A 22601-nucleotide genomic window follows, 5' to 3' on the forward strand; every position below is an offset into this window, starting at 1 on the left:
TCCCTGTTCTTACCTCGCCGTTGAAGATAGGTTTTCTTTTGAGTTTTTTACAAGTAGCTACAAAGAGCTTATGGATTAGGAGGCAAAATAAGCAATTGTGTATATTGTGGGTCATGAACTAATTCAAGAACCTGTGAGCGCTTACCGACAGCCAACTTTTCTCTATTCCTTGCTTGCCAGCCTGCTGTTCCTGCTGATGGCGTTTTTATTTCCTACCGGATTCAGGGATTGGCTCGGAGAAGTAGCGCGCAGCACCCTCTTCTATTTTGGCGATTTCTACCTGCTGCTCGGATTATTTATGGTTCTGGTATTGCTAGGCATCGCCTTGTCTCCCTGGGGGAAAATTACCCTGGGAGAGGGACCACTGGCCTATGGCTGGTTCTCCTGGGTAGCCATGCTCTACAGCACGGGAATGGGGGCTGGATTAATGCTTCGAGCGGTTCAGGAACCGGTATTTTACTATACGCAACCGCCACGAGCATCCGAATGGACTCCAGAAGTTTTTGCCTTGGAATACACTTTTTTCCATTGGGGGCTTACCCCCTGGGCATTTTATGGGATGTTTGGGCTGATCATCGGCTACCTCGTATACGGCAAATCACGTCGCATGCTTAGTTCTTCCATCCTGAATGACCGGTACCAACGGTCCTGGATGACAGTGCCTATCGATGTAGTGACCATTCTTAGTACCTTATTTGGGGTGGTGGGAGCGGTAGGGCTGGGCAGCCGACAGCTACTCGCTGGATTTAGTGAAATCCTGATTCCCATTGAGTTGAGTTACCTAAATAATTCCTACCTGGTGCTTTTTCTGGGATCCCTGGCCACTATTTCGGCATTTTCCGGACTAAGTCGGGGTATACGGAACATCTCTCGGTTTAACATTGGAATGGCCCTCTTTCTGCTAGTTTTTACCTTGGTAGCCGGAGATACCTGGCACATGGCCGTAAACTTTACCTCGGCGCTTGGCGCGTATCTTTACGATTTTTTACCCATGAGCGTAAATGCCGGGGCAATGCGGGTATCCGAGGATTTTTTGATGGATTGGACCTATTTCTATTGGGCATTTTGGCTTTCCTGGGCGCCATTTACCGGGGTATTTATCGCCCGGATTTCCAAAGGAAGAACCTTCCGGGAATTCATCTTTGGGGTTTTATTGGTGCCTTCTCTCGGAACCTTTGCCTGGTTTGCTGTATTTGGAAGCGAAGCCTTTTTGCAGATCGGATTGCCCGAATCTTACCAGGGGCAGTTTGATTCTCTTTACAACTCAATTTTTCTGTTTTTTGACGGGCTCCCCCTGACGCAATTACTGCAGCCTCTTTCCTTGTTGCTGGTGTTTACTTTTCTTATCACCTCCATCGACTCTGCAATTTTTGTTTTGGGCATGTTTGCCGATAACGGGAACAACGAGCCAAGAAGGAGAAATTTACTGGTATGGGGAACAATCCTCGTTTTATTTACCGTCGCCACACTCTTTATCGGCAAAGACCAGCTATTGGCCTCCATCAGCCAACTGTTACTTGTCATGGCCCTGCCTTTTAGTTGGATTTACTTGCTGATGATGGGTGCATTTCTCTATTCCCTGTACAAAAAACGTATATGATGAGCCTGAAAACGAATATCGGATACCAGCTGCTTTACAGCTGCCTGCTGCTACCGCCACTTTTGGCCTGTTCCGCAAGCAAAACCAATGAGACCTTGCCTTCCCTGGACGGGGAAAAACACAGAGGTGTATGTTGGGTAGCTAGTCCCAACCCCCTGCTGGGCGGAGAACTGGCAGCCCTGTCGGAAACGGGTGCCAGCCATATTTCCCAAACGCCTTTTGGCTGGCAGGCCGATATTGCAGCTCCGGAACTGCGTTGGGAAACCCACACGGACAAGATGTGGTGGGGAGAAAGTACCACCGGACTGCAAGCGACGGTCGATTCGGCAGCTGAATTGGGCCTAAGGAGCATGCTAAAGCCTCATTTATGGGTACGGGGTTCCTGGCCAGGTGAAATCGCCATGAAAACCGAAACAGATTGGCAGCGTTGGTTTCACAACTACAAAGAATTTATTCTGTATTATGCCCAGTTTGCAGAGGCAAATGCCCTGCCCCTGCTTTGTGTAGGTACCGAATTGGAAAAAACGAGTCATCGGGAAAACGATTGGAGAGCCATCATCGCGGCAGTGAGGGAGATTTATTCGGGCAAGCTGACCTACGCCGCCAATTTTACTGAATACGAAAAGGTTCGCTTTTGGGACGCGCTGGATTACATAGGCGTGCAGGCCTACTTTCCCTTGGCAGAAGGTTCGGATCCGGATCTGGCTCAGCTGCACCGGGGTTGGGAAAAAGTATTGCCAACACTGGACAAGGTCAGCCGGAGCTTTCAAAAGCCTATTTTGTTTACCGAACTTGGCTATTGCGATACACGCGATGCCGCCCAGGAACCCTGGCTCTGGCCCAACCAGCGAAAGAATGCCACGCTATCTCAGGAAATTCAAGCACGTTGCTACCAGGCTTTTTTCGAAGCAGTCTGGGACAAACCCTGGTTTCAAGGAGTGTATTTCTGGAAATGGTACCCCCGCTCGCGGGATCGCGTACCGGATTTTAGCCCCCAAAACAAACTCGCCCAAGGGGTCATGAAAGCGTTTTTTAGGGAGCAGGCAGTCCCTGCTAGCGGAAGCCGTTGAGTCGATTCCTCAACGAATCAGTACTTCCATTCTCCTTTTTTCATCTTCACCAGTGGGGAGGTGTCTCGGTGGATATAGCCGTGCACACCGGCGGTGACGAGCAACATCAGGGCCACCGCTGCAGCCAGCATACCGATAGTCGGCGCTTGCTCCCATTTGCTTACCGCAATGGCTCCAATCCCCCAGGCACCGACCAGGGCCGCTTCGCGCATGTTCCGGTACAGGGTCAACAGCATGTATATAGCCGCTGCTACCAGTAGGATGACCACAGCCCAGACCGTATCGGTTTCCGGTTGGCCGGAGAATCCCAGACTACGCAGGACCACGGAGGTATTGAGCACGGTGGCCAGTATGACCCAACCGGTGTAAATACAAATGGGCCACCACACCCAAAATAGGATACGTAAAGGAACATCGTCCAATTCTAGCCTGAAGTTGATCACCAATCGAATCAAGGCCAGTAACAGGCCAGCGATAAGCAACAGGGATAGCCAAAGATGTCCGGAAGTCCAGGCCCAGACCCAAAGTGCATTGCTTAGATTCGCCAGTGAAAACCAGATGCCGGCGGGAAGAAGGGCGGTGGCGGAATTTCCCGTCAAATAGCCTTGCCATTGGAATACCAAAAAAGCCAGCCAGCCCAGATAGATTAACCCCCAAATGGAAAAGGCGTACCCAGCCGGCGTCAGCAAAGTTTGGTAATCGGCGCTGACCTCACCGACCGTGCTGCCGAAGTAATCCCCGGAGCTTCCCAGATAATTGAAGAGCAATACTACCAAAAAGGTCACACTATTGATAACTAACAGAGGTAATGGTTTCATGATCGATTAATTTTATGGTACGTGTTTGGGATTAATTTCTCTCCCAGAGGAGTGCGGATTTTTTTATGGCTCGATAGGTCCTTTTGCGTAGCAAAGGCAAACTTTTGGCATAATAACCTGCCAGGAGCAGCACGCCAATGCTTCCACAGAAGACGGTTAGCGGCGCGCCTATCGTATCGCTTATCCAGCCGATCAAAAAGCTGCCCAGCGACAAGGAACCCATAAATAGCATGATGTAAAAGCTCAACACCCGTCCTCGTTTCTCCTCCGGTGAAATCGTCTGAAGCAGGGTATTGGATCCCGTGAATACAATGACCCTGCCCAGTCCGGTGGTTACCAACGCAAGTAAGGATACCCACAATAGCGTACTAAACGAGAAAACGGCAAGACCGAGTGCAAATAGAAGGGTACCCAGGAGAATCAATTTGTCCAAACCCAGTGCATTTTTTTTGGTACCAACAAAAACGGCTCCGATTAGGGAACCCACCCCAACAGCGCTGGTCATGTATCCAAAAATAACGGCCCCTCCGTCAAAAACATCCGCAGCAAATACAGGCAAAACCACCATGTACGAGACACCGACCAGGGTAAGTCCGGCCACAAACAGGATGATGAAGCGGATGTGCCTGGTAGAGATGGCATAGGCTGCGCCTTCAGCAAATTCTTTGGTAAACCGTTTGGCAGGTAGTTTTTTGGGGTTGGGGCGGTAATCAATACCGGAAAAAAAAGCAACCACAGAAAAGCTTGCCAGCGCATAAATCAGAAAACAATACCCTTCTCCGATAAGGGGAATCAACACTCCTGCCAGGGCCGGCCCCAGGATGCGTGCGGTATTGAATAGGGAGGAGTTTAATGCAATGGCATTTGTTAGGTAGTTTTTATCTTCGACCAGATCGTTGACAAAAGCATGCCTGGAAGGCATTTCCAGCCCGCTAACCAGACCAAACAGGATTTCCAATCCAAGCAATAGTTCAAAATTTATCTGATCTGCCAGCGTAAGGGACGCCAATACCGCCGCATTCACGGCAATGATGGATTGGCACACCATCAGCAAGCGGTGCTTGTTGTACCGATCTGCCAGTACACCAGCTACCGTGGAAAACAAAAAGGCCGAAATCTCCCGCGAAAAAGAAACCAGGCCCAGGAGCAAGGCAGAACCGGTAATCCGGTATACCAGCCAGCCCACCGCTACCTGTTTCATCATGTTTCCCAGGTTGGAAAAAGCCTGCCCCGCAAAGAAAAACCGGTAATTTTTTGAGGACAGTGACTTAAAAATCATCATGGTGTTTCCAGGTAGTTCCTTTCTTTACGATTGCTTCCTCCCCAGGAGATTACACTCAAATGTAAAGCTATTTTGGCAGAAACCTGTGGAAAATCGGTTTCAGTATTGCTGCAGGTATCCCGCTTCTTCCAAAAACGATTCCCAATCAACAAAGGTATTTTCTTTCATGACGCGGGGAAATTTCGTTTGCCCGCCTTTCTTTTTTTGTTTCTCACTGTATGCAATAAAGGCTCCGGCCGGAATCAGTATGGCTTCTACCGATTCCAGCGCTTTTTTTCTGGCAACCTGGTAGTTTTTATTGGTTTCCTTCAGGAATTGATCCAAAAATTCCGTTACCTCCCGATTCTCCGCCTCTCCGGATTCCTTTCCCAGGTACCAACGATGGAGGTAGGCGCCGTTTTCCTGAACCGCACTCACGGTATATTCCGGGACGGCCAGGCCGAATTTTTCCTGAAGCGCTTCCATCGCCTGGTCCATTTGGTGAACACTTAGCTGGCTTCCGACCACATTTAGGAAAAACTTGGTACGCCCGGTGATTTTGATTTCCGCTTGCTCTTTGTCGGTAAAAGCTACGGTGTCACCGATCATGTACCGCCAGGCTCCGGCTACGGTAGAAATGATCAAGATGTATTCGGTGTTTTCTTTTACTTCACCGATGGTCAAGGCTTTTGCATCGGGTCGAACACTTCCTTTTTCGTCTATGTTTTCGGGCGTAAATGGAACAAACTCAAAAAAGACGCCATTGTCCAACACCAATCCCATCGAATCCGTTTCGGGTCTTTGTTGAAAGGCAAGAAACCCCTCCGAAGCCAGGTAGGTGTCGATGTATACCAGGGGATGTCTCAGGTTTTTCTCGAAACTTTTTCGGTGGGGTTCAAATGCCACGCCGCCGGGCGTGTATACCTTCAAGTTGGGCCATAGGTCATGGATCGTCTCCACCTGATGGTAGGCAATCACCCGTTTCATCATCAATTCAATCCAGGAAGGGATACCGGAAATGCTGCCGATATCCCAGTCCCTGGCTTGTTCGGCTATCTTCTCGATGCGCTCGTCCCAATCTTCGATGGCAGCGATTTCCGGGCCGGGTTTGTAGAAATTGCTGAACCAAAAAGGAATCTGGCTGGCACTGATACCACTTATTTCGCCTTCCAGAAAGCCTTCGTTTTCTTTTAGGTCCGTTGAACTTCCCAGCATCATGATTTGTCGTTCGAAAAAGTCCGCCGGAAGGTCGTAATGGGACAGGCTCATGATTTGCTGGACCCCCGTTTTCCGTATGGCATCGAGCATGTCGTCCGTCACGGGAATGTATTTGCTTTTGCTGGTCGTTCCGGAACTAACCGCAAAAAAGCGGTTGATCCCCGGCCAGGTGATGTCCCGATGCCCCTCCCGGATTTTGCACCACCACTGTGCATACAGGGTATCGTAATCAAAATACGGCACGTTGGTTTGAAACCCGGAGATGGGGTTTTCAGCACCGAGCAGAAGCTCAAATCCATGGTACTTCCCAAAGGAGGTATCTTTGGCCTTCTCCAGCAATTCCTTTAATACTTTTTCCTGTTTTTCAATGGGGGTAGCGTCGGAATTCAACTTTCCTCCCAGTTCGATTGCTTTTTTTACTAGTTCACCAATTACGGGCATAATGCTATTGCTAAGAATGATTCATGTGGGTTAATGGCTATTCCGGAACAATTATCAGACCAGAAATTTCGTTGCGTAGAGGAAGGTGAATGGACCGATTCTGTTCCCAAAAATTGTACGCATGAAATATTTTAATTACATTATCCCCAACAAATTATCCACGTTCCCATGATACACTCTATAAGCGAATATTACAAAAGCAGTCCGGCTTTGTTTGTGTTTATGACATTAACGGCTGCCGTTCTGTTTCCCTTGCTGGTCCACGTAGCCCCTCCGATACAGGGAAGCCCCACGGGCGCCGTTCTTTTGCCCCTGTTTTACGTTCCGTTGATTGCCCTGGTCCTGACAGACAAGGTGCCGGCTTTACTGGCCGCTATCGTTTCTCCTTCGTTGAATTTTTTAATTACCGGAAACGAGCAATGGTCGCTTTTGCTACTCCTAACGGTTGAATTGACCGTTTTTACCCTGATACTCCAGTTTCTGTTCTCCAGAGGAAGGTCGTATTGGGCAGTGATTACCGCCATTGTACTCGCCAAAGCACTGGGTGCCGGACTTATCCTGGCCTTTGGCCTGATGCCGGTCTCACCCTTTGCCTATTTCAGCCAATCCTTATCTACCGGATTGCCTGGGATACTGATTCTGCTGTTGTTGGGTTTTTTGTTACTGGGCAAGAAAAAAAATCCAACCCGTACCTAAAAGCGAATGCTTCTCAGGCCTTAAAATGAACCTATGTCAGAAAAATTGGATATTTCTTTTGATGCCATCAGTGAAGCACTGCACGGATTTGACTTTCCGGAAGTAGATCTGGTTCTGGGAATCGCCAGGGGAGGAACACCCCCTGCCTGCATGATTGCGCATCAGCTGGGAGCGGCGTTGAAAATTGTCCGCATTAGTCACCGAAACGATGCCAACGAGCCATTGTACCAGGAACCAGTGGTTGTTTCTGATTTTGACTGGGATTTATTTAGCCACCACCGGATCCTGATCGTGGACGACGTATCGGTCACCGGAAAAACCATGGCGGCGGTGAAGGAACGGCTTTCCGGCCACGAAGTACATACGTTTGTTTTGAAAGGGACAGCAGACTACGTCTTGTTTCCCAAAGTAAAGTCTTGTGTGGCCTGGCCTTGGAAAAACACGATCGATGCATGAAAACCCCTACCTTTTGCTACCTGCTCCTGCTCTTTTCCGGTTGGGCAAGCTCCCTGCAAGCCCAGGAACCGGATTCGCTTGGCATGTCGCTGGATCAGGTCGTGGTGACGGGCACCCGGGCGGCGCGGGCTGCATCCCAGGTTTCCGCCAGTATTTCCATCATTGATCGGGATCAATTGGACCAATCTTCCCATATCAACGTGTTGCCTTCCATTGTACCTCATGTTCCAGGACTACTGTTGAACGACCGATCCACGGTAGGCTTCGGGGTGGGGCCCGGGTCGGGTGGAAACCTTTCGATCCGGGGAATAAGCGGCACGCCTAACAACCGGATTTTGGTGCTCATTGATGGCCAACCGCAGTTTATGGGGATATTCAGTCACCCAATTGCAGACGCCTATCACGCAACAGACATCGAACGCGTAGAAGTGATTCGGGGTGCGGCCTCTGTGCTGTACGGAAGTAACGCAATGGGAGGCGCCATCAATCTGATTACGGCAAAAAACAATTCACCCGGCTGGTCGGGTCAGGCAGCGGCTACCGCGGGCTCTTTTGGTACCCGAACACTTTCAGGAAAGCTATCTTTCCAATCGGGAAAATGGGAATCCGTGATTTCATTGAACCATGGAGCGACCGATGGATTCCGGGACGATGCTCCAGACGGCTTTTCCAATACCTCTGTGTTTTATAAACTCACGCATCGCCTCGGAGACGGACTTTCGCTGGCCGGTGACGTACAACTGTCAGATGCCAGCTACCAGCATCCAGGTACAGTGGACGCACCGCTTTCCGATGATCAGCGGGATTACCGGAGGGGAAGGGTAGCGCTGGGACTGACAAACGAAGGAGACAAAGCTTCCGGAGCAGTACTGTTGTACCACAATTTTGGTGAACACCGATTTACTACCGGATTTGAATCCGTGGATTTTAACCAAGGGCTGTCCCTGTACCAAAACCTAAAACTGGTGCCCCGGCAAACGCTCACATTGGGAGTGGAGCACAGCCGCTTCGGGGGAGAAGCCAACAACGACCGACTTCCTCCACCCGCTGCGATCGGTTTGGATGCCACGCATCGGGTACGGCAGACGGAAGTATACCTACAGGTCCAACAGGCTTTTTGGCAAAAGCTGCACCTCAATGCCGGTGTTCGGGAGGTATACAATTCCCAGTTTGGCAACATGACCGTACCTGGATTTGGTCTTTCCTTCGAGGTAAATCCCCGCAGCGTCCTTAAGGCATCCTCTTCCCGGGCGTTTCGAAGCCCATCGGTGGTGGATCTTTTTCTTTTTCCCCCATCCAACATGGAATTGCGCCCCGAATCCTTGTGGAACCACGAATTGGGGTTTCTCCGGAGCTTTTCTGGCGGAAAATGGGATATGGAGTTGGTGCTTTACTATACCAAAGGAGATAACCTCATTCAGGTGGATGCGGAAGGTGGACCACCGCAAAACAGGAATACCGGGGCCTTTCGAAACAAGGGCCTGGAAAGTCAGGTAAATTTCAAGCCAACTGGGGATTTGGGATTTCTTTTTAGTTATAATTTTGCAGATGTGTCTGAAAATGTGTTGTTTGCACCCAGGCATTACGTGAAATTACAAATGAACGGGCAGTTGGGGAATTTTCAGCTCGTTCCTTTTGTGCAGCAGGTTTTTGGTCTTCGCAATTCGCTGGTTAGTGAAGCAGAATCCGAAACCTACAGCTTGCTGAATCTACAGGTAAATTACCAGATCACGGCCAGGTTGCGTGCCCATGTGCTGGGAAATAATTTATTGGACAGTAACTACCAATTGGAAAACGGGTATCCCATGCCGGGAATAAACATGGCTGCTGGAATAAACTATCAATTTAAACCCAAAAACAAATGAAAAGGGAAAATGAAAAAGACAGACGCGCCTTTATAAAAACACTGGCGGGCTTGACGGCAGGCATCATGTTGCCCATGCAGGTGTCGGGCCTTCAGGCCAGTGTGGGCGAACGAAAAGAACGTACTGCCCGGGTAACGGACCGTTGGGGAGACCTGCTTCCGCAGCGGAAGTTTGGAAATACGGGAGAAGCGGTAACCATGCTTGGCCTGGGTGGAGCGCATATTGCCCGCATGCCGGAGAGCGAAGCGGAACGGACCATCGAACGGGCCATAGCGGGTGGCATTCGTTTTTTTGACAATGCGGAATCCTATGGCAATGGACGAGGAGAAGAGCGCTACGGAAAATACCTGAGCCCCAAGTACCGGGATGTTGCCTTTATTCAGAGTAAATCCACGGCACGGGACGGTAAGACAGCACAGGCCCATTTGGAAGGAAGCTTGCGGCGCCTAAAAACCGATTACCTGGATTTGTGGTTGATTCATGCCGTGACCAGTCCTTCGGACGTGGACGGCCGTATTTCCAATGGCGTATTGGACGTGGTGCAAAAGGCCAAAGAAAGCGGAAAAGTACGGTACATTGGGTTTTCGGGACATTCCGATTTTAATGCCCACTTGCGCATGTTGGAACGTACCGATCTGCTGCAGGCCTGCCAAATGCCTATCAACGCGTTTGACCCCAATTACAAGAGCTTTATAACCAACGTTATGCCTCGGCTGGTGGAGAAAAAGATGGCTCCCCTCGCCATGAAAACCCTGGCCAATGGCGGGTTTTTTGGCGGGACTTCGCATTTCAATCACGGCGATAAGCCCAAAATTATTCCCAATGCATTGAGTGTGGAAGAAGCCGTGCATTTTTCCTGGTCCCTGCCCATCAGTGTGTTGATTACCGGCGCGGACAATGCGGATATGCTAACAGAAAAAATCAATTTTGCGAAAACCTTTACTGCCTTTGACGCGGCCCGAAGGGATCAATTGGTGGAGAAAGTAGCCGGTTTTGACGGAAGGATGGTGGAGTACTACAAGGTTTGACAGGCGGCAAGAAGTAAGCAGACAAATAGGTTTTGTTTTCTGAGCTAATCAGGCAGCAAGGCTGGAAACAGCCGTTTTATACTTCCAGGCCGTTGCCAGCAGCAGTCCGGAGACGATGTGCCAGATTCCCCACCATCCGGCAATGATCGACATCCCTCCCAAACCTTCAAAATAAGTAAAAATCAATACCAAAGCCAACCCGGAATTCTGTATACCGGTTTCCAGGGTCAGGGTTTTGGTTTCCGTTAGGGGTAATCTACCCATTTTTGCCAAGAAAAAACCCGACAGCAATGCCAGCAGGTTGTGTAGCAATACGATGCCGAAAATATGGCCAATCACCCGGGTAAACAAGTCAAAGTTGCTGTAAAAAGCCACGATGACAATGGTAATAAACACCAGCACGCTGAGTGGCTTCAGGGCCGTAGCCATTTTGCGTGCCGCCAGTGGCCGCTTTCGATTGACATAGATGCCCAAGGTGAGGGGTATACCCAAGATCAATCCTACCGTTTGGAAAACCTCCGTATAATCCAGTCGAATCTGGGTAAGGAGTTCCGCAGAAGGGCCGTATAAGCCCGACCAAAGCGCAAAATTTAATGGTGTAAGAAGTACCGATGACAGGGTAGCAAAAGCAGTGAGGCTTACCGACAGGGCGGTATTCCCTTTCGCCAGATGGGTGAGAAAATTGGAGATGTTCCCTCCGGGGCAAGCGGCGACTAAAAACATGCCCAGGGCCACACTGGGGATCGGCTGAATCACCGAAACCAACAGCCAGGTAAGCGCCGGCAGTAAAAGAAATTGAGCGGAGATTCCCAAAAGAAAGGGTTTGGGTCTACGCCAAATTCGTTTAAAGTCTCCAAGCCGGATATCCAGGGCGACGCCAAACATAATGACGGCCAGGGAAACATTCATTAGAAATAGCGAATCTCCCTCAAAGTGTATCTGTAATTGGTCCAATTTCTCCATAACAATACAAGCAACAAAAGGTAAAAATAACCGAAATTTTCGAACCACATTCGGGTTTTCTCTTACTGCAAGTTTTTCCAACTAAACAAAAGCAAAATTTCAATGATAAATTAAATTTTTATAAATTTGACCATTGAAAATTTCGGTAGGATTGTTCAAAATCCTTGTTTTGCTAATTATGATTCGTTCGCCTTGCGGACAAATTATCCCGGCGAGATAAGGAATTTCAGTTGCTATTACTCTTTTAAACCTTAGAATAGAAAAGTTAGATTATGGAAAAAATCAAAGTAGGTATCAATGGATTCGGCAGGATTGGAAGACTTGTGTTCCGCGCCGCTCAGGAAAGAGATGATGTACAAATCGTAGGCATCAATGACTTAATTGATGTAGACTACATGGCCTACATGCTAAAATACGATTCCACGCACGGACAATTCAAGGGTGATGTGGAAGTAAAAGACGGGAAACTGGTAGTAAATGGAACGGCCATCCGCGTTACCTCCGAAAGAAATCCCGCGGATTTAAAATGGTCGGATATCGGTGCTGAAATCATCGTAGAATCTACGGGTTTGTTTTTGACCAAGGAAACAGCCAAAGGACACATCGACGCAGGTGCCAAAAAGGTCGTGATGTCTGCACCTTCCAAAGACGATACCCCCATGTTTGTAATGGGTGTTAATGAATCTTCCTATACCCCGGACATGGTGTACGTGTCCAACGCATCCTGTACCACCAACTGTCTGGCGCCACTTGCCAAGGTAGTAAACGATAACTGGGGCATTGAAGAAGGGCTAATGACCACCGTTCATGCCACCACCGCCACCCAGAAAACGGTAGATGGACCCTCCGCAAAGGATTGGAGAGGGGGCAGAGGCGCCGGACAAAATATCATTCCTTCCTCTACCGGTGCTGCGAAGGCCGTAGGAAAGGTAATCCCCGAGTTGAATGGCAAACTTACCGGTATGGCTTTCCGCGTTCCCACGCCGGATGTTTCCGTAGTAGATCTTACCGTTCGCCTGGTGAAAGGAGCCAGCTACGAGGAGATTTGTGCCAAAATGAAAGAAGCCTCCGAAGGTGATTTAAAAGGAATCCTTGGCTATACCGAAGACGCGGTCGTATCCAATGATTTCATTGGTGATGCCCGTACGTCTATCTTCGATGCTGGAGCCGGCATACAGTTAAGCGATAAATTCGTAAAATTGGTGGCCTGGTACGACAACGAATGGGGCTATTCCAACAAGGTAGTGGACCTGGTACAGTATATTTCCAAATAATAAACGGCCACCAAAAACCACAACAAGTGGAGGGTTGAATGCACAGGCATTCAACCCTTTTTGTTTGCCCTTTTTGTTTTCTACCCTAAAAATTGCTGCCCCAGCCACCAGAGGACCAAGGTAGCGGGGACTGCTGGCACGAAGGCGACTCCCTTACTACTTCTGGGAGATCCGTAGATCTTGTAGGATTTGCAGGGTTTCCCGGTGTAGAATTGGGGCCGTTTCCGGTCCCAGCGAGTTTACCTCTCCATAAGGGGCACTGTCTCTACCATAGGTAAAGGGAGGCTTCTCGTCCCATTGGCTTTTGGGTACGATGTAGCCAATCATATCATTTGCCATGCCACTAAAAAAGCGGTAGGTCCCCTGCATCTGGCTCCGAATGGAAGGAACTTCCACCGGTTCTATAGCAAAGTCCGCGCCCTCGGGTGACTCCACGCCACCGTTGGCAATTTCGGGATACAGTTCGCCCGGAATATGTACAAAAGATGCCGGGCCAATCGTCCAGGCATTGACCTCGGACCGCACGCTGCCCCATTCGACAAAGCCCCGGTCAAAAACGCCCACAAATGCGGCAAGTCGAAATAGCTTGTTTGTCATGGGAAGCGTTACGGTTTTGGCCCGTAGCGAGAGGCTTCCTTCCGCGATGCTATCGATTCCAGAATTTAGGGTTTCAAAGCTAATAGCTGCCAGGGCCAGGCCCTGTGCGTCTATTTTCTCGATCCCGGGCTCACTGAGCGCCCTGCCCGTGTACGGGTGTACAACGGTGTCGCTGGGACGCGTCGTCATCAAACCTCCAAGGGCACCGTTCATAAAAATCGCCACTCCACCTAGTCCTTCGTGAAGGACCGTGTCTCCTAGGACGATGCCCTCTTCCATGTATTTCCGCCAGTAATGGGGGAAATCGGAACTGATCAGCGTGTTTTGAGACCAAAGCGTTTCCGGATGGTTGCCCCAGTTCAGCAGCATTCCTATCGTCTTATCTGTGTCTCGTTCGCATACCTGCATCAGTCGGATGGCCGGATCGAGTACGGTTGGCTCCCGGCTATCGCCGACCAGTGGGATCGCCTCACTTTCGTTGACAGCAAATTTCAGTCGGGCGGGTCGCAGCTCTTCCAGGGCCGCCAGCACCGATGCCTCAATTCCATCGAAAACTTGCTGCTGGTAGTCCTCATTCACGCCTCTGCTAAACGGTCCGGGCCCCCACATCCCCATCAGATCCGGAGAAGAATGCACATGGGTGCTGGCGATGATCAAGTGATCCAGGTTCGTTTTTTCTAAAATGCGCTTCCGCAGAGTCACCACTTCGTCGTTTCCAAATCCGATCATGTCGATGATGCAAAGCCCCAGGGTATGGTTTCCGTCTCCCAATACCATGCTTCGCGCCCAAAGAGGATCGTTTATTCCGGAAGCAGGTTTATTCTGATGAAAGCCTGCGACCCAGATGGGGTCGAATTTTCCGTTTTGATTCAAGTCATGATAGGTGTCACCATCTTTTTCCCGGTAGCGGGCATCCTCATTGGCATCCGACCAGGTATCAAATTCAATGGGACTGATGTCCACCTTCGCAAATCCTGCTTGAATGGTTCCCGGCTGTTTCTTTTCCAGAAATAAGTCAAGTGAATAGCCTGGATGACGGTCCCGAAATTGGTAGGCGCCGTAGCCCACAAGTAGCAGCATAACAAGCAATAAGGAAAGCAACAATACCTTGATCCAACGTTTCATCGTTCGTTTGTTTATGGTTTTCCTACCCGGTAGGTACAGGCTGTCCGATCAATGGGTAGGTACAGGCATCCCCGTATGCTGCAATGCAGCGCAGGGGAAGCGAGGCCTGATAAAAGTTATTTTTCGGTTGACAATTTTTGATTTTCTGAATGTTTGAGTAATATAGAAAAAAAAATAATTTTATTTTAAAAAAATGGCCATGAAACGGTTTCTTTACGGGGGTGCGGTGGCGCTTTTCTTTCAGTTATTTTCCTGCAATCCGACACAACCTTCGAAACCGGACCGACCCAACATTTTGTTTATCTTCAGCGACGATCATGCCACGCATGCCATCGGCGCTTATGGACCAAAAGCAGGAAATCCCGAACTCCACCCCTATATCCAAACGCCAAACCTGGACCGGCTGGCAGAGGAAGGGGTACTGTTTACGAATGCCTTTTGCACCAATTCCATTTGTGGGCCAAGCCGCGCTGTCATCTTAACAGGCAAGCACAGCCACTACAACGGCATGCTGAACAACGATACCACGTTCAATGGTGCCCAGCAGACCTTTCCAAAAATCCTTCAGCGTTCCGGTTACCGAACCGCCTGGATCGGAAAGTGGCATTTGCTGTCCGAGCCCACCGGCTTTGATTACTGGTCGGTATTGACGCGCGGCAACGGTCAGGGGTCCTATTACAATCCGATCTTCACGGAGGCAGGGGGGCAGCAGGAGGAGACCGGATATACGGCCACCCTCATTACCGATCGCGCCATCGGATTCCTGGAAGGACAGAAGGATACGAATAAACCCTTTTTTCTGGCGTATTCCCACAAGACGCCGCACCGGGAATGGGTCCCTGCTCCGGAGGAATACGGCCTTTACAAAGACCTGGATTTGCCCCTGCCTACCAATTTTTACGACGATTACGAAAACCGTACCAGTGCCACCCGGGAACAGGAAATGGAGATCGCTGCTGACATGAATGACCGGGACCTGAAGCTGGTCTATCCTTCCTACATGACCGATGCGCAGTTGGCCGAATTTGACGCTGCCTACGGGCCGGAAAATGCGGCCTTCAGGGAAGCCAACCTTTCCGGGAAGGAACTTACCGAATGGAAATACCAACGGTACCTGAAGGATTACCTGCGCTCGGTTGCCAGCATGGATAGGGAGATCGGGCGGGTATTGGATTACCTGGAGGAAACCGGCCTCGCAGAGAATACCATCGTTATTTACAGCTCCGACCAGGGGTTTTACCTGGGAGACCATGGCTGGTACGACAAGCGCTGGATGTACGAGGAATCCTTGCGTATGCCGCTGCTGGTAAAATGGCCGGGAGTGACTTCCGCAGGCACAGAGGTCAAGCAGTTGGTGCAAAATCTGGATTTTGCGCAAACCATTTTGGACATGGCGCAAAGTCCCATTCCCGACGACATGCAGGGTAGAAGTCTGCTCCCGCTACTACAAAACCCGACAGAATTAAAATCCTGGCGGGATTACATTTACTATCATTACTATGCCTATCCCGATTGGCACATGGTGCGGCAGCATTACGGGATCCGAACAGACCGCTACAAACTGATACATTACTACACCATCGATGAATGGGAGTTTTTTGACTTGAAAAACGACCCTAATGAAATGCATAGCCGGTATTCGGATGCGGAATACCAAGGCCAGGTATCCCTTATGAAGGAACAATTACAGGAAGCCAGGATTTATTACGGAGATACCGTCATCCTGAAGCCCACATCTAAATATCATCGTTAATGATTGACCGAAGGACATTTCTCCGCAGGTCCGGCCTGATCGCCGCCGCCCTGACCAGCGGACCGGCCTGGATAAGCAGGGCTGCTGAGAGGCAACCGGTACGGATCACCGAAGGCCCGCAGGGGCACTGGTTTGGCTACTACGACAAATGGCAGGTGGATCCGTCGGGGCGCTATGCCTTGGGCTGTAAGGTTACTTTTGAGGGCCGATCGCCAGAGGATACCGATCGGCTGGAAATTGGTCTGATTGACCTTCAGGAAGGCCACCGCTGGAAAACGATTGGCGAGAGCCTCGCCTGGGGTTGGCAGCAGTCATGTATGCTGCAATGGATACCGGGTTCGACTGAAGAAGTGATCTGGAATGATCGGGAAGCGGGAGGCTACGTAAGCCGAATTTACCATATCCACAGCGGACAGACACGTACCTTGCCCCAACCGGTATATGCCCTGTCTCCGGATGGGGCCTTTGCTGTGGGAACGGCCTTTAACCGGATACAAAACCTTCGGCCAGGGTATGGATACGCCGGCATTCCGGACCCCTACCAGGCGCAAAAAGCACCGGATGAAATCGGACTTTATACAATGGATTTGCGTACCGGTACTACCAACCATTTGTTGAGTTTGGCCGATTTGGCCCACCTTCCGCATGCAGGCGAGGATGTCAGCGACAATTGGCATTGGTTTAATCACATGCTGGTGAGCCCGGACAGCCGACGCTTGCTCTTTCTTCACCGCTGGCGGCCGGAAATACTGGAAAATCAACAGATGGCACGAACGGGGTTTGTCACCCGAATGATTACCGTGGACACTACTGGAAAAGACCTTTATGTAGCGGATCCTTCCGGTAATTCTTCGCATTTCGTCTGGAAGGATTCGGAACATATTTTTGTATGGACCCGCCCCGTGGGTAAAGAAGCCGGGTTTTGGTTGATCAAAGACAAAACCGCGGAAATGGAACGGATCGGTGCAGCGTCCATGGACCGAAACGGCCACAATACCTACGTGCCGCATACCAACGAAGAATGGGTCTTAAACGATACCTATCCGGACAAGGAACGGTTGATCACGCTGTACCTATACCACGTTCCGAGCAAGCGAAAGGTTATTTTGGGCAAGTTTTACTCCCCGGAGCGCTTTTTTGGGGAGTGGCGTTGTGACCTGCATCCGCGTTGCGATCAGCAGGGGAGACGGGTATTTTTTGATTCCACCCACGAAGGAAGCAGGCAAATGTATTCCCTGGATATTTCAGATATTGTGGGCACTTAGCGATTATCCCTTGCTTTTTCCCAGGCTGATAAACTGGGAAATTTTTTCTTCCCTTACTCATAACTTTTTCTGTAAAGTTGATCAGCAAAATCCATAAATCGCTGCCAATCGTAGGGAGTCAGGTTGTGTTTTCCCTCTCGGATATGGTGTCCGGCATAGGGCAAATGCAAGGGGGATTCTGGGGCAGGCAGAACGGAAGGAAAGGCACCTTCCATCCCGTAGATTTCCCGATGTACGCGCGTTCCATGGCGAAGGGAAAGAAACTCTCCCTTTGGATCGGCCCATTGATCCTCGGAGGCACTCGCCACGTATACGGCCCGAGGTGCAATGGCCGCCACCAGCAGGTGCTGATCCACAGGTAACAGGTCCTCCTGATCGTTGTACCGGTTGAAATTATCCGTAAACCAATAGGGGAAATTGGTATTGATTCGTTTGACCGTTTCCCCAAACCGTCGCCGGGAAAGGGCTGCTCCGCCGCATCCGGATTCGTTGGAGATGGTGATGGCCCATCGGGTGTCTTGTGCGCCGGTCCATAGAGAAGCTTTTCCTCCCCGTGAATGTCCCACGACGGCAGCCCTTCGGGCGTCAATCTGTGCATCGGTAACAAAATAATCCATGGCTCTCATGGCGCCCCAGGCCCATGCACCCAGCCCACGCATGCCATTGCCCATTTCTAACTGCTCGGGATACAAGGTGTTCAGTATATCTTCTTTAAAGGTTTCGTTGGTATCGTCCGACACGTCATTTACGTGAAAAGTAGCCGCAGCATATCCTCGCTGGACGATCTTTTCTGCCGGCCAAAAACCCGTCTTCACCTGGCGGGTAGGATCGATGTTTTCCGGGTCCCGGTGATTGATCAATAAAAAAACAGGAGCAGGCCCGGTAAGGGCATTGGGAATAAATAAGATCAGCCGCAGGCGGTTGGAATCCCCATCCCGCTCCACCAGAATGTCGATTTCCTTCAAATGTGCATTTCCATTCATCGCTTGCGTGTCTTCGGAAATTAGTTCGAAACGAATTGCATCCAAATCCCGGGGAACTTGTCCGTACACCTCGTTTTCAAACAAGGAAACGATCTCGCCCCTACGTTGGATTTCCCAGTCCTGTATGGTTTCTATAGGTTCTCCCTTCAGCGAAACAAATGGATCGGGAAGTGAAAAAGGCGGGACCTTGGCTTCCTCGTAATTGAACGCTTCATCCTGCGCAAATCCGGTGAAACAAGCGAGTAAATACAAAGCGAAGAATAACGTGGTTTTGGATAGCATGGGTCGGTGCCTGTTGGGTTACAAGGGGTGCAATATAACGAAAACCTGCCAATTTACGGAAACGGAAGTTCTGTAAACCGGCAGGTATCCACGATAAACGGTTGCTGGTTTTTTATTTTTTGGTGATGATCAGGATCACGCCGTTTTTAGCCTTTGACCCAAACAAATCGGTTTGATCTCCCTTCATCACTTGGATGGACTCAATTTTCTGTGGATTGGTCGTGGTCAGGACACGCTTATCTTGCTGTATCACCCCATCGATTACAAGCAAAGGGTCTTTGGTTGAATCAAACGGTTCGGACTGAAACTGATCTGCATAATTGATTTTTCGGAGGCCATTACTCCGCAGTGCTTCCTGCACGCGTTGAATGGTTTCCATTTTTACGCCTTCGGCAGCATAAAAGACCACTTCGGTGGTTTCCTTATTCCATTCTTGAAGTCGCACAATACTGGCGATACTATTCGATAGTCCAACCGATAGGGGAAGGGTGAATCCATCAATTGTCAGGTAGTCTTTGTTTAGGATTTTTAGGGAGACTTTTTTGTGCAGGGCTGGCAGCACCGGCTTTCTTTCTTCAACGGCGTTCGATTTCCCGTAGCCATTCACAGTAATTTCCTCCCCATACAACCGCTTCTGAGAGGGAGGCAAGGGAATACCCTGATCCCGAAGTTGAAAGGTAATCGGTAGCAATACCAGGTAGTTGTCTTTGGGACTGACCGGCTCGAGTGGGGGCAGGTCTTTCAGTACGGTAAGCAACATTTCCCGCGTCTCGGGAGAAAGCGAATCCACAATTTCGTAGGAGAGCACCTTACCCATCCGGTTGGTTCGTATCTTGAGCAACGCCGTTCCGACGGTGGCCTCTTTCCGATCGGTCTTCGGATACGTTAGATTTTTTAGAAAATGCCGGGTAGCGGCGTCTCCCAATTTAATGGCTCCGGATTTTAAATCGTTGATGGTTTCTCCGGATGCCGTTTTGTTTACAGAAGTTGCGTTGGGTAGTATCCGGTCGCTGACCGCCGGATTCGCTATCGGAAGCGGTGGTTGGAGGCTTTCCCTACCAGATTGTTCCCGTTTACCGGCATCTTCGGTGAGGAACAAGCTGGCCTGGACGACAACGGGGACGGAGCTGCCCGCATGCGCTCCGGGAATCCAGACAGGAGCATCCGGATGGCTGATTGCATCCAACAGCTGCTGGTCCACCGTACCGCCGAAACTCTTTTTGATAACCGGATGCATGATTTTGCCTTCCTGGTCAATAATAAATTCGAGGGCCACCGAACCCGAGATGGGACGCAAGCCTTCCCGGCTGGCATGAAGGCTTTGCTGCAGGTAATTGTACCAACTTTCCCACCCCGCAGCGGGGATTGGTTGTTGCTCCACCGATTCAAAGTCCAGGGCGTTTTCATACCGTTTGACCATGGTGGAATTGGAACGCAAGGATTCAATTAAATCCAATACCCGGAAATAGTCGTGTTCGGTCTGAATACCCGAAAACTCGTAAGAAAGTTCGCCCAATTGAGCGACTAGTTGCTGGTTTTCGAGTGCTCCGATACGTTCGTAATGCACCGGGTTTTTCATGTTTTTTATTTTGATTCCCACCTGTAGGGAATCCTGTGCCGCCAGCACTTGGTTCTTCAGCAGGTGCACCGGCCGCGTACTGATTTGATTGAAAAGAGTGATTCCTTCTTTGGTTTTCATGGATACCAGACCAAAAAGCATAACCATCAACGGAACCAACATCAGCAGCTTAAACCAATTGGTTTTTTGCGGACGCTTCAGCATCAGGATTCGGTTGAGTGTGGTGGACCGTACAAAGTAGCTCCCCAGGGGTAGGTCCAGTCCTTTGAATGCCATCTTCGCAATCAGTTGTGCGTAGGATAATTTGTTTTCGGTTTGTTTTAGTACCCGTGCATCCGCCTGGTACTCGTGCAGGTCCACCAGTGCCATACGCATCAGGTGAATCATGGGGTTGAACCAGAAAATCGTACTAAGTAGCTGGTAATAGAGAACATCGTAGGAGTGGCGTTGTCTCACGTGTTCCAGTTCGTGTTCCATGATTTGCGCTTTCTCCCGGTCCAGTAAGTGGGGATGATCTTCCCAGAATACCTTATCAAAAAAAGAAAAAACAGGAGCCAATCCATAAGTAGGAACTTTGAAGTAATTATCCGTTAATATATAAACCGTCTGGTACCATCCCTTTTCCAATAATTGCCGCAATTGGAAATATTGCCAGAGCAAATGAGTAAGTAGGATCCCGGCAACCAGCAAATAAATCAACAGCAGGTAATCGGTAATTTCCCATAGTGTCGGTAATTTACTCCCTGTCACCGTTACTTCGGGTAAGCCAAAGGTGCCAACAATTTCAGCCGTGTCGGATGTGTCAAACGCGCGTAAGAATGCCGTATTTTCCAGCGATATACTCGGCTTGTCAAAGGCGACAGGTATCTCTACCAACGGAAATATAATTGCCAGTAAGGGGGAAAGCAATAGATAGACCCGATTGACCAAAAACGTTTTTTCATTTTTTAAAAAAACCCAATACAGCCCATAAAAAAAGGCCAGGCAGAACGTACTTTGCCACATGTAATTGATAATGGTTGCCATAGTTAATTGATTTTCCTGGTGTGAGTATTGAATGGAACGGTTTGTATAGCGTATGTTATCTCGACGGGTGAAATGGATTTCGGCGGAAAAGCCCAAAAAGACTCCGAAGCAGGGAAATTGCTGCAATGGCTCCCGTTGGCCTTCTGCTTGAAATGACTATCGGTTGCAGCCAGCTTTAGGAAAAGAAGCGCTGTTTGCATTCCGGACATGCAATTGGAAAACAATGCCCAATACCAGGTGCTCACCGCAGTCAGATTTAAAATACGTGGATTGAATGTCATCACCTGGTTTCGTACGTTTTTGTTTCCTGAAACGATACATGCATTTCCTATAAACTTAACCATTTAGTTTTTATTTTCCAAACTATCGCTGATTTTTTTGCACCCGCTATATAATGGCTGAAAAAATACGGTTTGACCACCCAGATTTTTATCCCGGTTTTGAACGGGTGGTTGAGCGGAGTAGCAGGAAAGAAAAATAGCAGGATTCACTGCCTACACCTGGGGTAGTTAATCCCTGGAAAAGCGCTGCGCAATCCGTTAACAATTCTGTTTAAAGAATGTTTTTTTATATATACTGTTTTGGTAGTGTATTTGTATATAAAAATAGTTGTATCTTTACATTAAATATATTTATTAATTAACCTTTAATTTTAAATTAAAAGATAGAATGACGATTCAAGAGTTTTTAAACAAGTATGCAGATCTTTCAAAAACAGATGCTGTCGTTTACATGGAAGATGCCGAGGGAAATGTATTTCACTCAATTGACGATGCCCATAAAAAAGGAACCCATCCTTTTGTAACCAAAAATATCAAAGATACCGCACTTGAAGATTTGGGAGAGTTGGGAATACAGTCAAAAACCGAAGCTTCAAAATTTGTTGACCTCCTCCAGTTTATTTACGGAGCAGAGGGGAAAAGCGATAAGAGCATCCCCAGAGGTCGACGTTCGTATTCAAGTCAGGAGAAGGCAGCGATCTTGAAGGCCTGGAAAAAAGCGGAAGCCGAAGGAAAGACAAAAGCCGACTTTAGCAAAGAGACAGGCGTCACGTATCAGACGCTTTTTAAGTGGATCAAAGAGGCGTAATGCCCTAGCAGACTTCTGACCAACAACTAGGTGCTGCCTGTCCAACGGCCCGAATTAACGGGCTTTTAACCGATGCAGTGGTTGGGGATCAAAAAGCAAAAAGTCCCCTTTCGTAAGAAAGGGGACTTTTTTTGTACACCCGGAAGGATTCGAACCCTCAACCCTCGGAGCCGAAATCCGATATTCTATCCAGTTGAACTACGGGTGCCTGT

General features: G+C 49.3%; 17 protein-coding genes and 1 tRNA gene. 10 read left to right on the top strand and 8 right to left on the bottom strand.

The features are described from left to right. The first annotated feature begins 133 nt into the window (after nucleotides 1-133). Both BMW71_RS02040 and BMW71_RS02045 read left to right on the top strand, forming a co-directional pair. Nucleotides 134-1600, top strand: a complete 1467-nt coding sequence (locus BMW71_RS02040) for a BCCT family transporter (protein WP_092168766.1) — start codon at nucleotides 134-136, stop codon at nucleotides 1598-1600. Beyond that, nucleotides 1597-2670, top strand: a complete 1074-nt coding sequence (locus tag BMW71_RS02045) for a glycoside hydrolase family 113 (RefSeq protein ID WP_244891049.1) — start codon at nucleotides 1597-1599, stop codon at nucleotides 2668-2670. The genes BMW71_RS02040 and BMW71_RS02045 overlap by 4 nt, the downstream gene beginning before the upstream one ends. A gap of 17 nt (nucleotides 2671-2687) precedes the next feature. Here BMW71_RS02045 and BMW71_RS02050 read toward each other — a convergent pair whose 3' ends face one another. The 3 genes from BMW71_RS02050 to BMW71_RS02060 all read right to left on the bottom strand — a co-directional run bounded on the left by BMW71_RS02050 (nucleotide 2688) and on the right by BMW71_RS02060 (nucleotide 6408). Then, entirely contained in the window at nucleotides 2688-3488 is an 801-nt protein-coding gene (locus tag BMW71_RS02050; RefSeq protein WP_092168769.1) for a hypothetical protein, read from the bottom strand. A 31-nt stretch (nucleotides 3489-3519) separates the two neighbouring features. Beyond that, nucleotides 3520-4770 (bottom strand): MFS transporter, encoded by a 1251-nt coding sequence (locus tag BMW71_RS02055; protein ID WP_092168772.1) that lies wholly within the window; start codon nucleotides 4768-4770, stop codon nucleotides 3520-3522. 99 nt (nucleotides 4771-4869) lie between these two features. After that, nucleotides 4870-6408, bottom strand: coding sequence for a GH3 family acyl-acid amido synthetase (locus tag BMW71_RS02060; protein WP_092168775.1), 1539 nt, complete (start codon nucleotides 6406-6408; stop codon nucleotides 4870-4872). Between the two features lie 168 nt (nucleotides 6409-6576). Between BMW71_RS02060 and BMW71_RS02065 the strand changes: the two genes are divergently transcribed. From BMW71_RS02065 to BMW71_RS02080, 4 genes are read left to right on the top strand one after another with little or no spacing between them, the layout of a single operon-like run. Beyond that, nucleotides 6577-7104, top strand: coding sequence for a hypothetical protein (locus BMW71_RS02065; protein ID WP_092168778.1), 528 nt, complete (start codon nucleotides 6577-6579; stop codon nucleotides 7102-7104). Nucleotides 7105-7137: 33 nt separating this feature from the next. Next, nucleotides 7138-7560, top strand: coding sequence for a phosphoribosyltransferase (locus BMW71_RS02070; protein WP_092168780.1), 423 nt, complete (start codon nucleotides 7138-7140; stop codon nucleotides 7558-7560). Further along, a complete protein-coding gene (locus BMW71_RS02075) occupies nucleotides 7557-9425 on the top strand; it encodes a TonB-dependent receptor plug domain-containing protein (protein WP_092168783.1) in 1869 nt (622 codons plus the stop codon). The genes BMW71_RS02070 and BMW71_RS02075 overlap by 4 nt, the downstream gene beginning before the upstream one ends. Beyond that, nucleotides 9422-10453: an aldo/keto reductase gene (locus BMW71_RS02080; RefSeq protein ID WP_092168786.1), complete on the top strand. Its 1032-nt coding sequence runs from the start codon at nucleotides 9422-9424 to the stop codon at nucleotides 10451-10453. The genes BMW71_RS02075 and BMW71_RS02080 overlap by 4 nt, the downstream gene beginning before the upstream one ends. Nucleotides 10454-10501: 48 nt before the next feature. Here the strand turns inward: BMW71_RS02080 and BMW71_RS02085 are convergent, their stop codons facing one another. After that, nucleotides 10502-11416, bottom strand: a complete 915-nt coding sequence (locus BMW71_RS02085) for a bile acid:sodium symporter family protein (protein WP_092168789.1) — start codon at nucleotides 11414-11416, stop codon at nucleotides 10502-10504. 272 nt (nucleotides 11417-11688) lie between these two features. Here BMW71_RS02085 and gap point away from each other — a divergent pair, with 272 nt between their 5' ends. Next, a complete protein-coding gene (gene gap / locus BMW71_RS02090; RefSeq protein ID WP_092168792.1) occupies nucleotides 11689-12690 on the top strand; it encodes a type I glyceraldehyde-3-phosphate dehydrogenase in 1002 nt (333 codons plus the stop codon). 156 nt (nucleotides 12691-12846) lie between these two features. Here the strand turns inward: gap and BMW71_RS02095 are convergent, their stop codons facing one another. Further along, nucleotides 12847-14412 carry a hypothetical protein gene (locus BMW71_RS02095; protein WP_092168795.1) on the bottom strand — a complete coding sequence of 522 codons (1566 nt, stop codon included), beginning with the start codon at nucleotides 14410-14412 and terminating at the stop codon, nucleotides 12847-12849. Nucleotides 14413-14611: 199 nt separating this feature from the next. On the opposite strand from BMW71_RS02095, the gene BMW71_RS02100 reads away from it, so the two are divergent. Both BMW71_RS02100 and BMW71_RS02105 read left to right on the top strand, forming a co-directional pair. Beyond that, nucleotides 14612-16165 (top strand): sulfatase family protein, encoded by a 1554-nt coding sequence (locus tag BMW71_RS02100; protein ID WP_092170170.1) that lies wholly within the window; start codon nucleotides 14612-14614, stop codon nucleotides 16163-16165. Further along, complete coding sequence (locus BMW71_RS02105) at nucleotides 16165-17430, top strand: hypothetical protein (RefSeq protein ID WP_177179556.1); 1266 nt, start codon at nucleotides 16165-16167, stop codon at nucleotides 17428-17430. The genes BMW71_RS02100 and BMW71_RS02105 overlap by 1 nt, the downstream gene beginning before the upstream one ends. A 53-nt stretch (nucleotides 17431-17483) precedes the next feature. Here BMW71_RS02105 and BMW71_RS02110 read toward each other — a convergent pair whose 3' ends face one another. Together BMW71_RS02110 and BMW71_RS02115 are read right to left on the bottom strand one after the other, a co-directional pair. Beyond that, the gene (locus BMW71_RS02110) at nucleotides 17484-18695 is read right to left on the bottom strand and encodes an alpha/beta hydrolase family protein (protein ID WP_092168798.1); all 1212 of its coding nucleotides are present in this window, start codon (nucleotides 18693-18695) and stop codon (nucleotides 17484-17486) included. Between the two features lie 112 nt (nucleotides 18696-18807). Further along, nucleotides 18808-21300 (bottom strand): M56 family metallopeptidase, encoded by a 2493-nt coding sequence (locus tag BMW71_RS02115; RefSeq protein ID WP_143057527.1) that lies wholly within the window; start codon nucleotides 21298-21300, stop codon nucleotides 18808-18810. Nucleotides 21301-21969: 669 nt separating this feature from the next. Here BMW71_RS02115 and BMW71_RS02120 point away from each other — a divergent pair. Further along, on the top strand, nucleotides 21970-22389 hold the full coding sequence (locus tag BMW71_RS02120) for a helix-turn-helix domain-containing protein (protein ID WP_092168804.1): 420 nt from the start codon (nucleotides 21970-21972) through the stop codon (nucleotides 22387-22389). A gap of 134 nt (nucleotides 22390-22523) precedes the next feature. Here the strand turns inward: BMW71_RS02120 and BMW71_RS02125 are convergent. Beyond that, nucleotides 22524-22597, bottom strand: a tRNA-Arg gene (locus BMW71_RS02125). Nucleotides 22598-22601: the final 4 nt, after the last annotated feature.

Source organism: Cyclobacterium xiamenense (assembly GCF_900109255.1).
GTDB lineage: Bacteria > Bacteroidota > Bacteroidia > Cytophagales > Cyclobacteriaceae > Cyclobacterium > Cyclobacterium xiamenense.

Bases quoted from the DNA above. Each gene is read 5' to 3' on its own strand.
- BMW71_RS02045 (WP_244891049.1), top strand. From the start codon at position 1,597: ATGATGAGCCTGAAAACGAATATCGGATACCAGCTGCTTTACAGCTGC.
- BMW71_RS02050 (WP_092168769.1), bottom strand. From the start codon at position 3,488: ATGAAACCATTACCTCTGTTAGTTATCAATAGTGTGACCTTTTTGGTA.
- BMW71_RS02055 (WP_092168772.1), bottom strand. From the start codon at position 4,770: ATGATGATTTTTAAGTCACTGTCCTCAAAAAATTACCGGTTTTTCTTT.
- BMW71_RS02060 (WP_092168775.1), bottom strand. From the start codon at position 6,408: ATGCCCGTAATTGGTGAACTAGTAAAAAAAGCAATCGAACTGGGAGGA.
- BMW71_RS02065 (WP_092168778.1), top strand. From the start codon at position 6,577: ATGATACACTCTATAAGCGAATATTACAAAAGCAGTCCGGCTTTGTTT.
- BMW71_RS02070 (WP_092168780.1), top strand. From the start codon at position 7,138: ATGTCAGAAAAATTGGATATTTCTTTTGATGCCATCAGTGAAGCACTG.
- BMW71_RS02075 (WP_092168783.1), top strand. From the start codon at position 7,557: ATGAAAACCCCTACCTTTTGCTACCTGCTCCTGCTCTTTTCCGGTTGG.
- BMW71_RS02080 (WP_092168786.1), top strand. From the start codon at position 9,422: ATGAAAAGGGAAAATGAAAAAGACAGACGCGCCTTTATAAAAACACTG.
- BMW71_RS02085 (WP_092168789.1), bottom strand. From the start codon at position 11,416: ATGGAGAAATTGGACCAATTACAGATACACTTTGAGGGAGATTCGCTA.
- gap (WP_092168792.1), top strand. From the start codon at position 11,689: ATGGAAAAAATCAAAGTAGGTATCAATGGATTCGGCAGGATTGGAAGA.
- BMW71_RS02095 (WP_092168795.1), bottom strand. From the start codon at position 14,412: ATGAAACGTTGGATCAAGGTATTGTTGCTTTCCTTATTGCTTGTTATG.
- BMW71_RS02100 (WP_092170170.1), top strand. From the start codon at position 14,612: ATGAAACGGTTTCTTTACGGGGGTGCGGTGGCGCTTTTCTTTCAGTTA.
- BMW71_RS02105 (WP_177179556.1), top strand. From the start codon at position 16,165: ATGATTGACCGAAGGACATTTCTCCGCAGGTCCGGCCTGATCGCCGCC.
- BMW71_RS02110 (WP_092168798.1), bottom strand. From the start codon at position 18,695: ATGCTATCCAAAACCACGTTATTCTTCGCTTTGTATTTACTCGCTTGT.
- BMW71_RS02115 (WP_143057527.1), bottom strand. From the start codon at position 21,300: ATGGCAACCATTATCAATTACATGTGGCAAAGTACGTTCTGCCTGGCC.
- BMW71_RS02120 (WP_092168804.1), top strand. From the start codon at position 21,970: ATGACGATTCAAGAGTTTTTAAACAAGTATGCAGATCTTTCAAAAACA.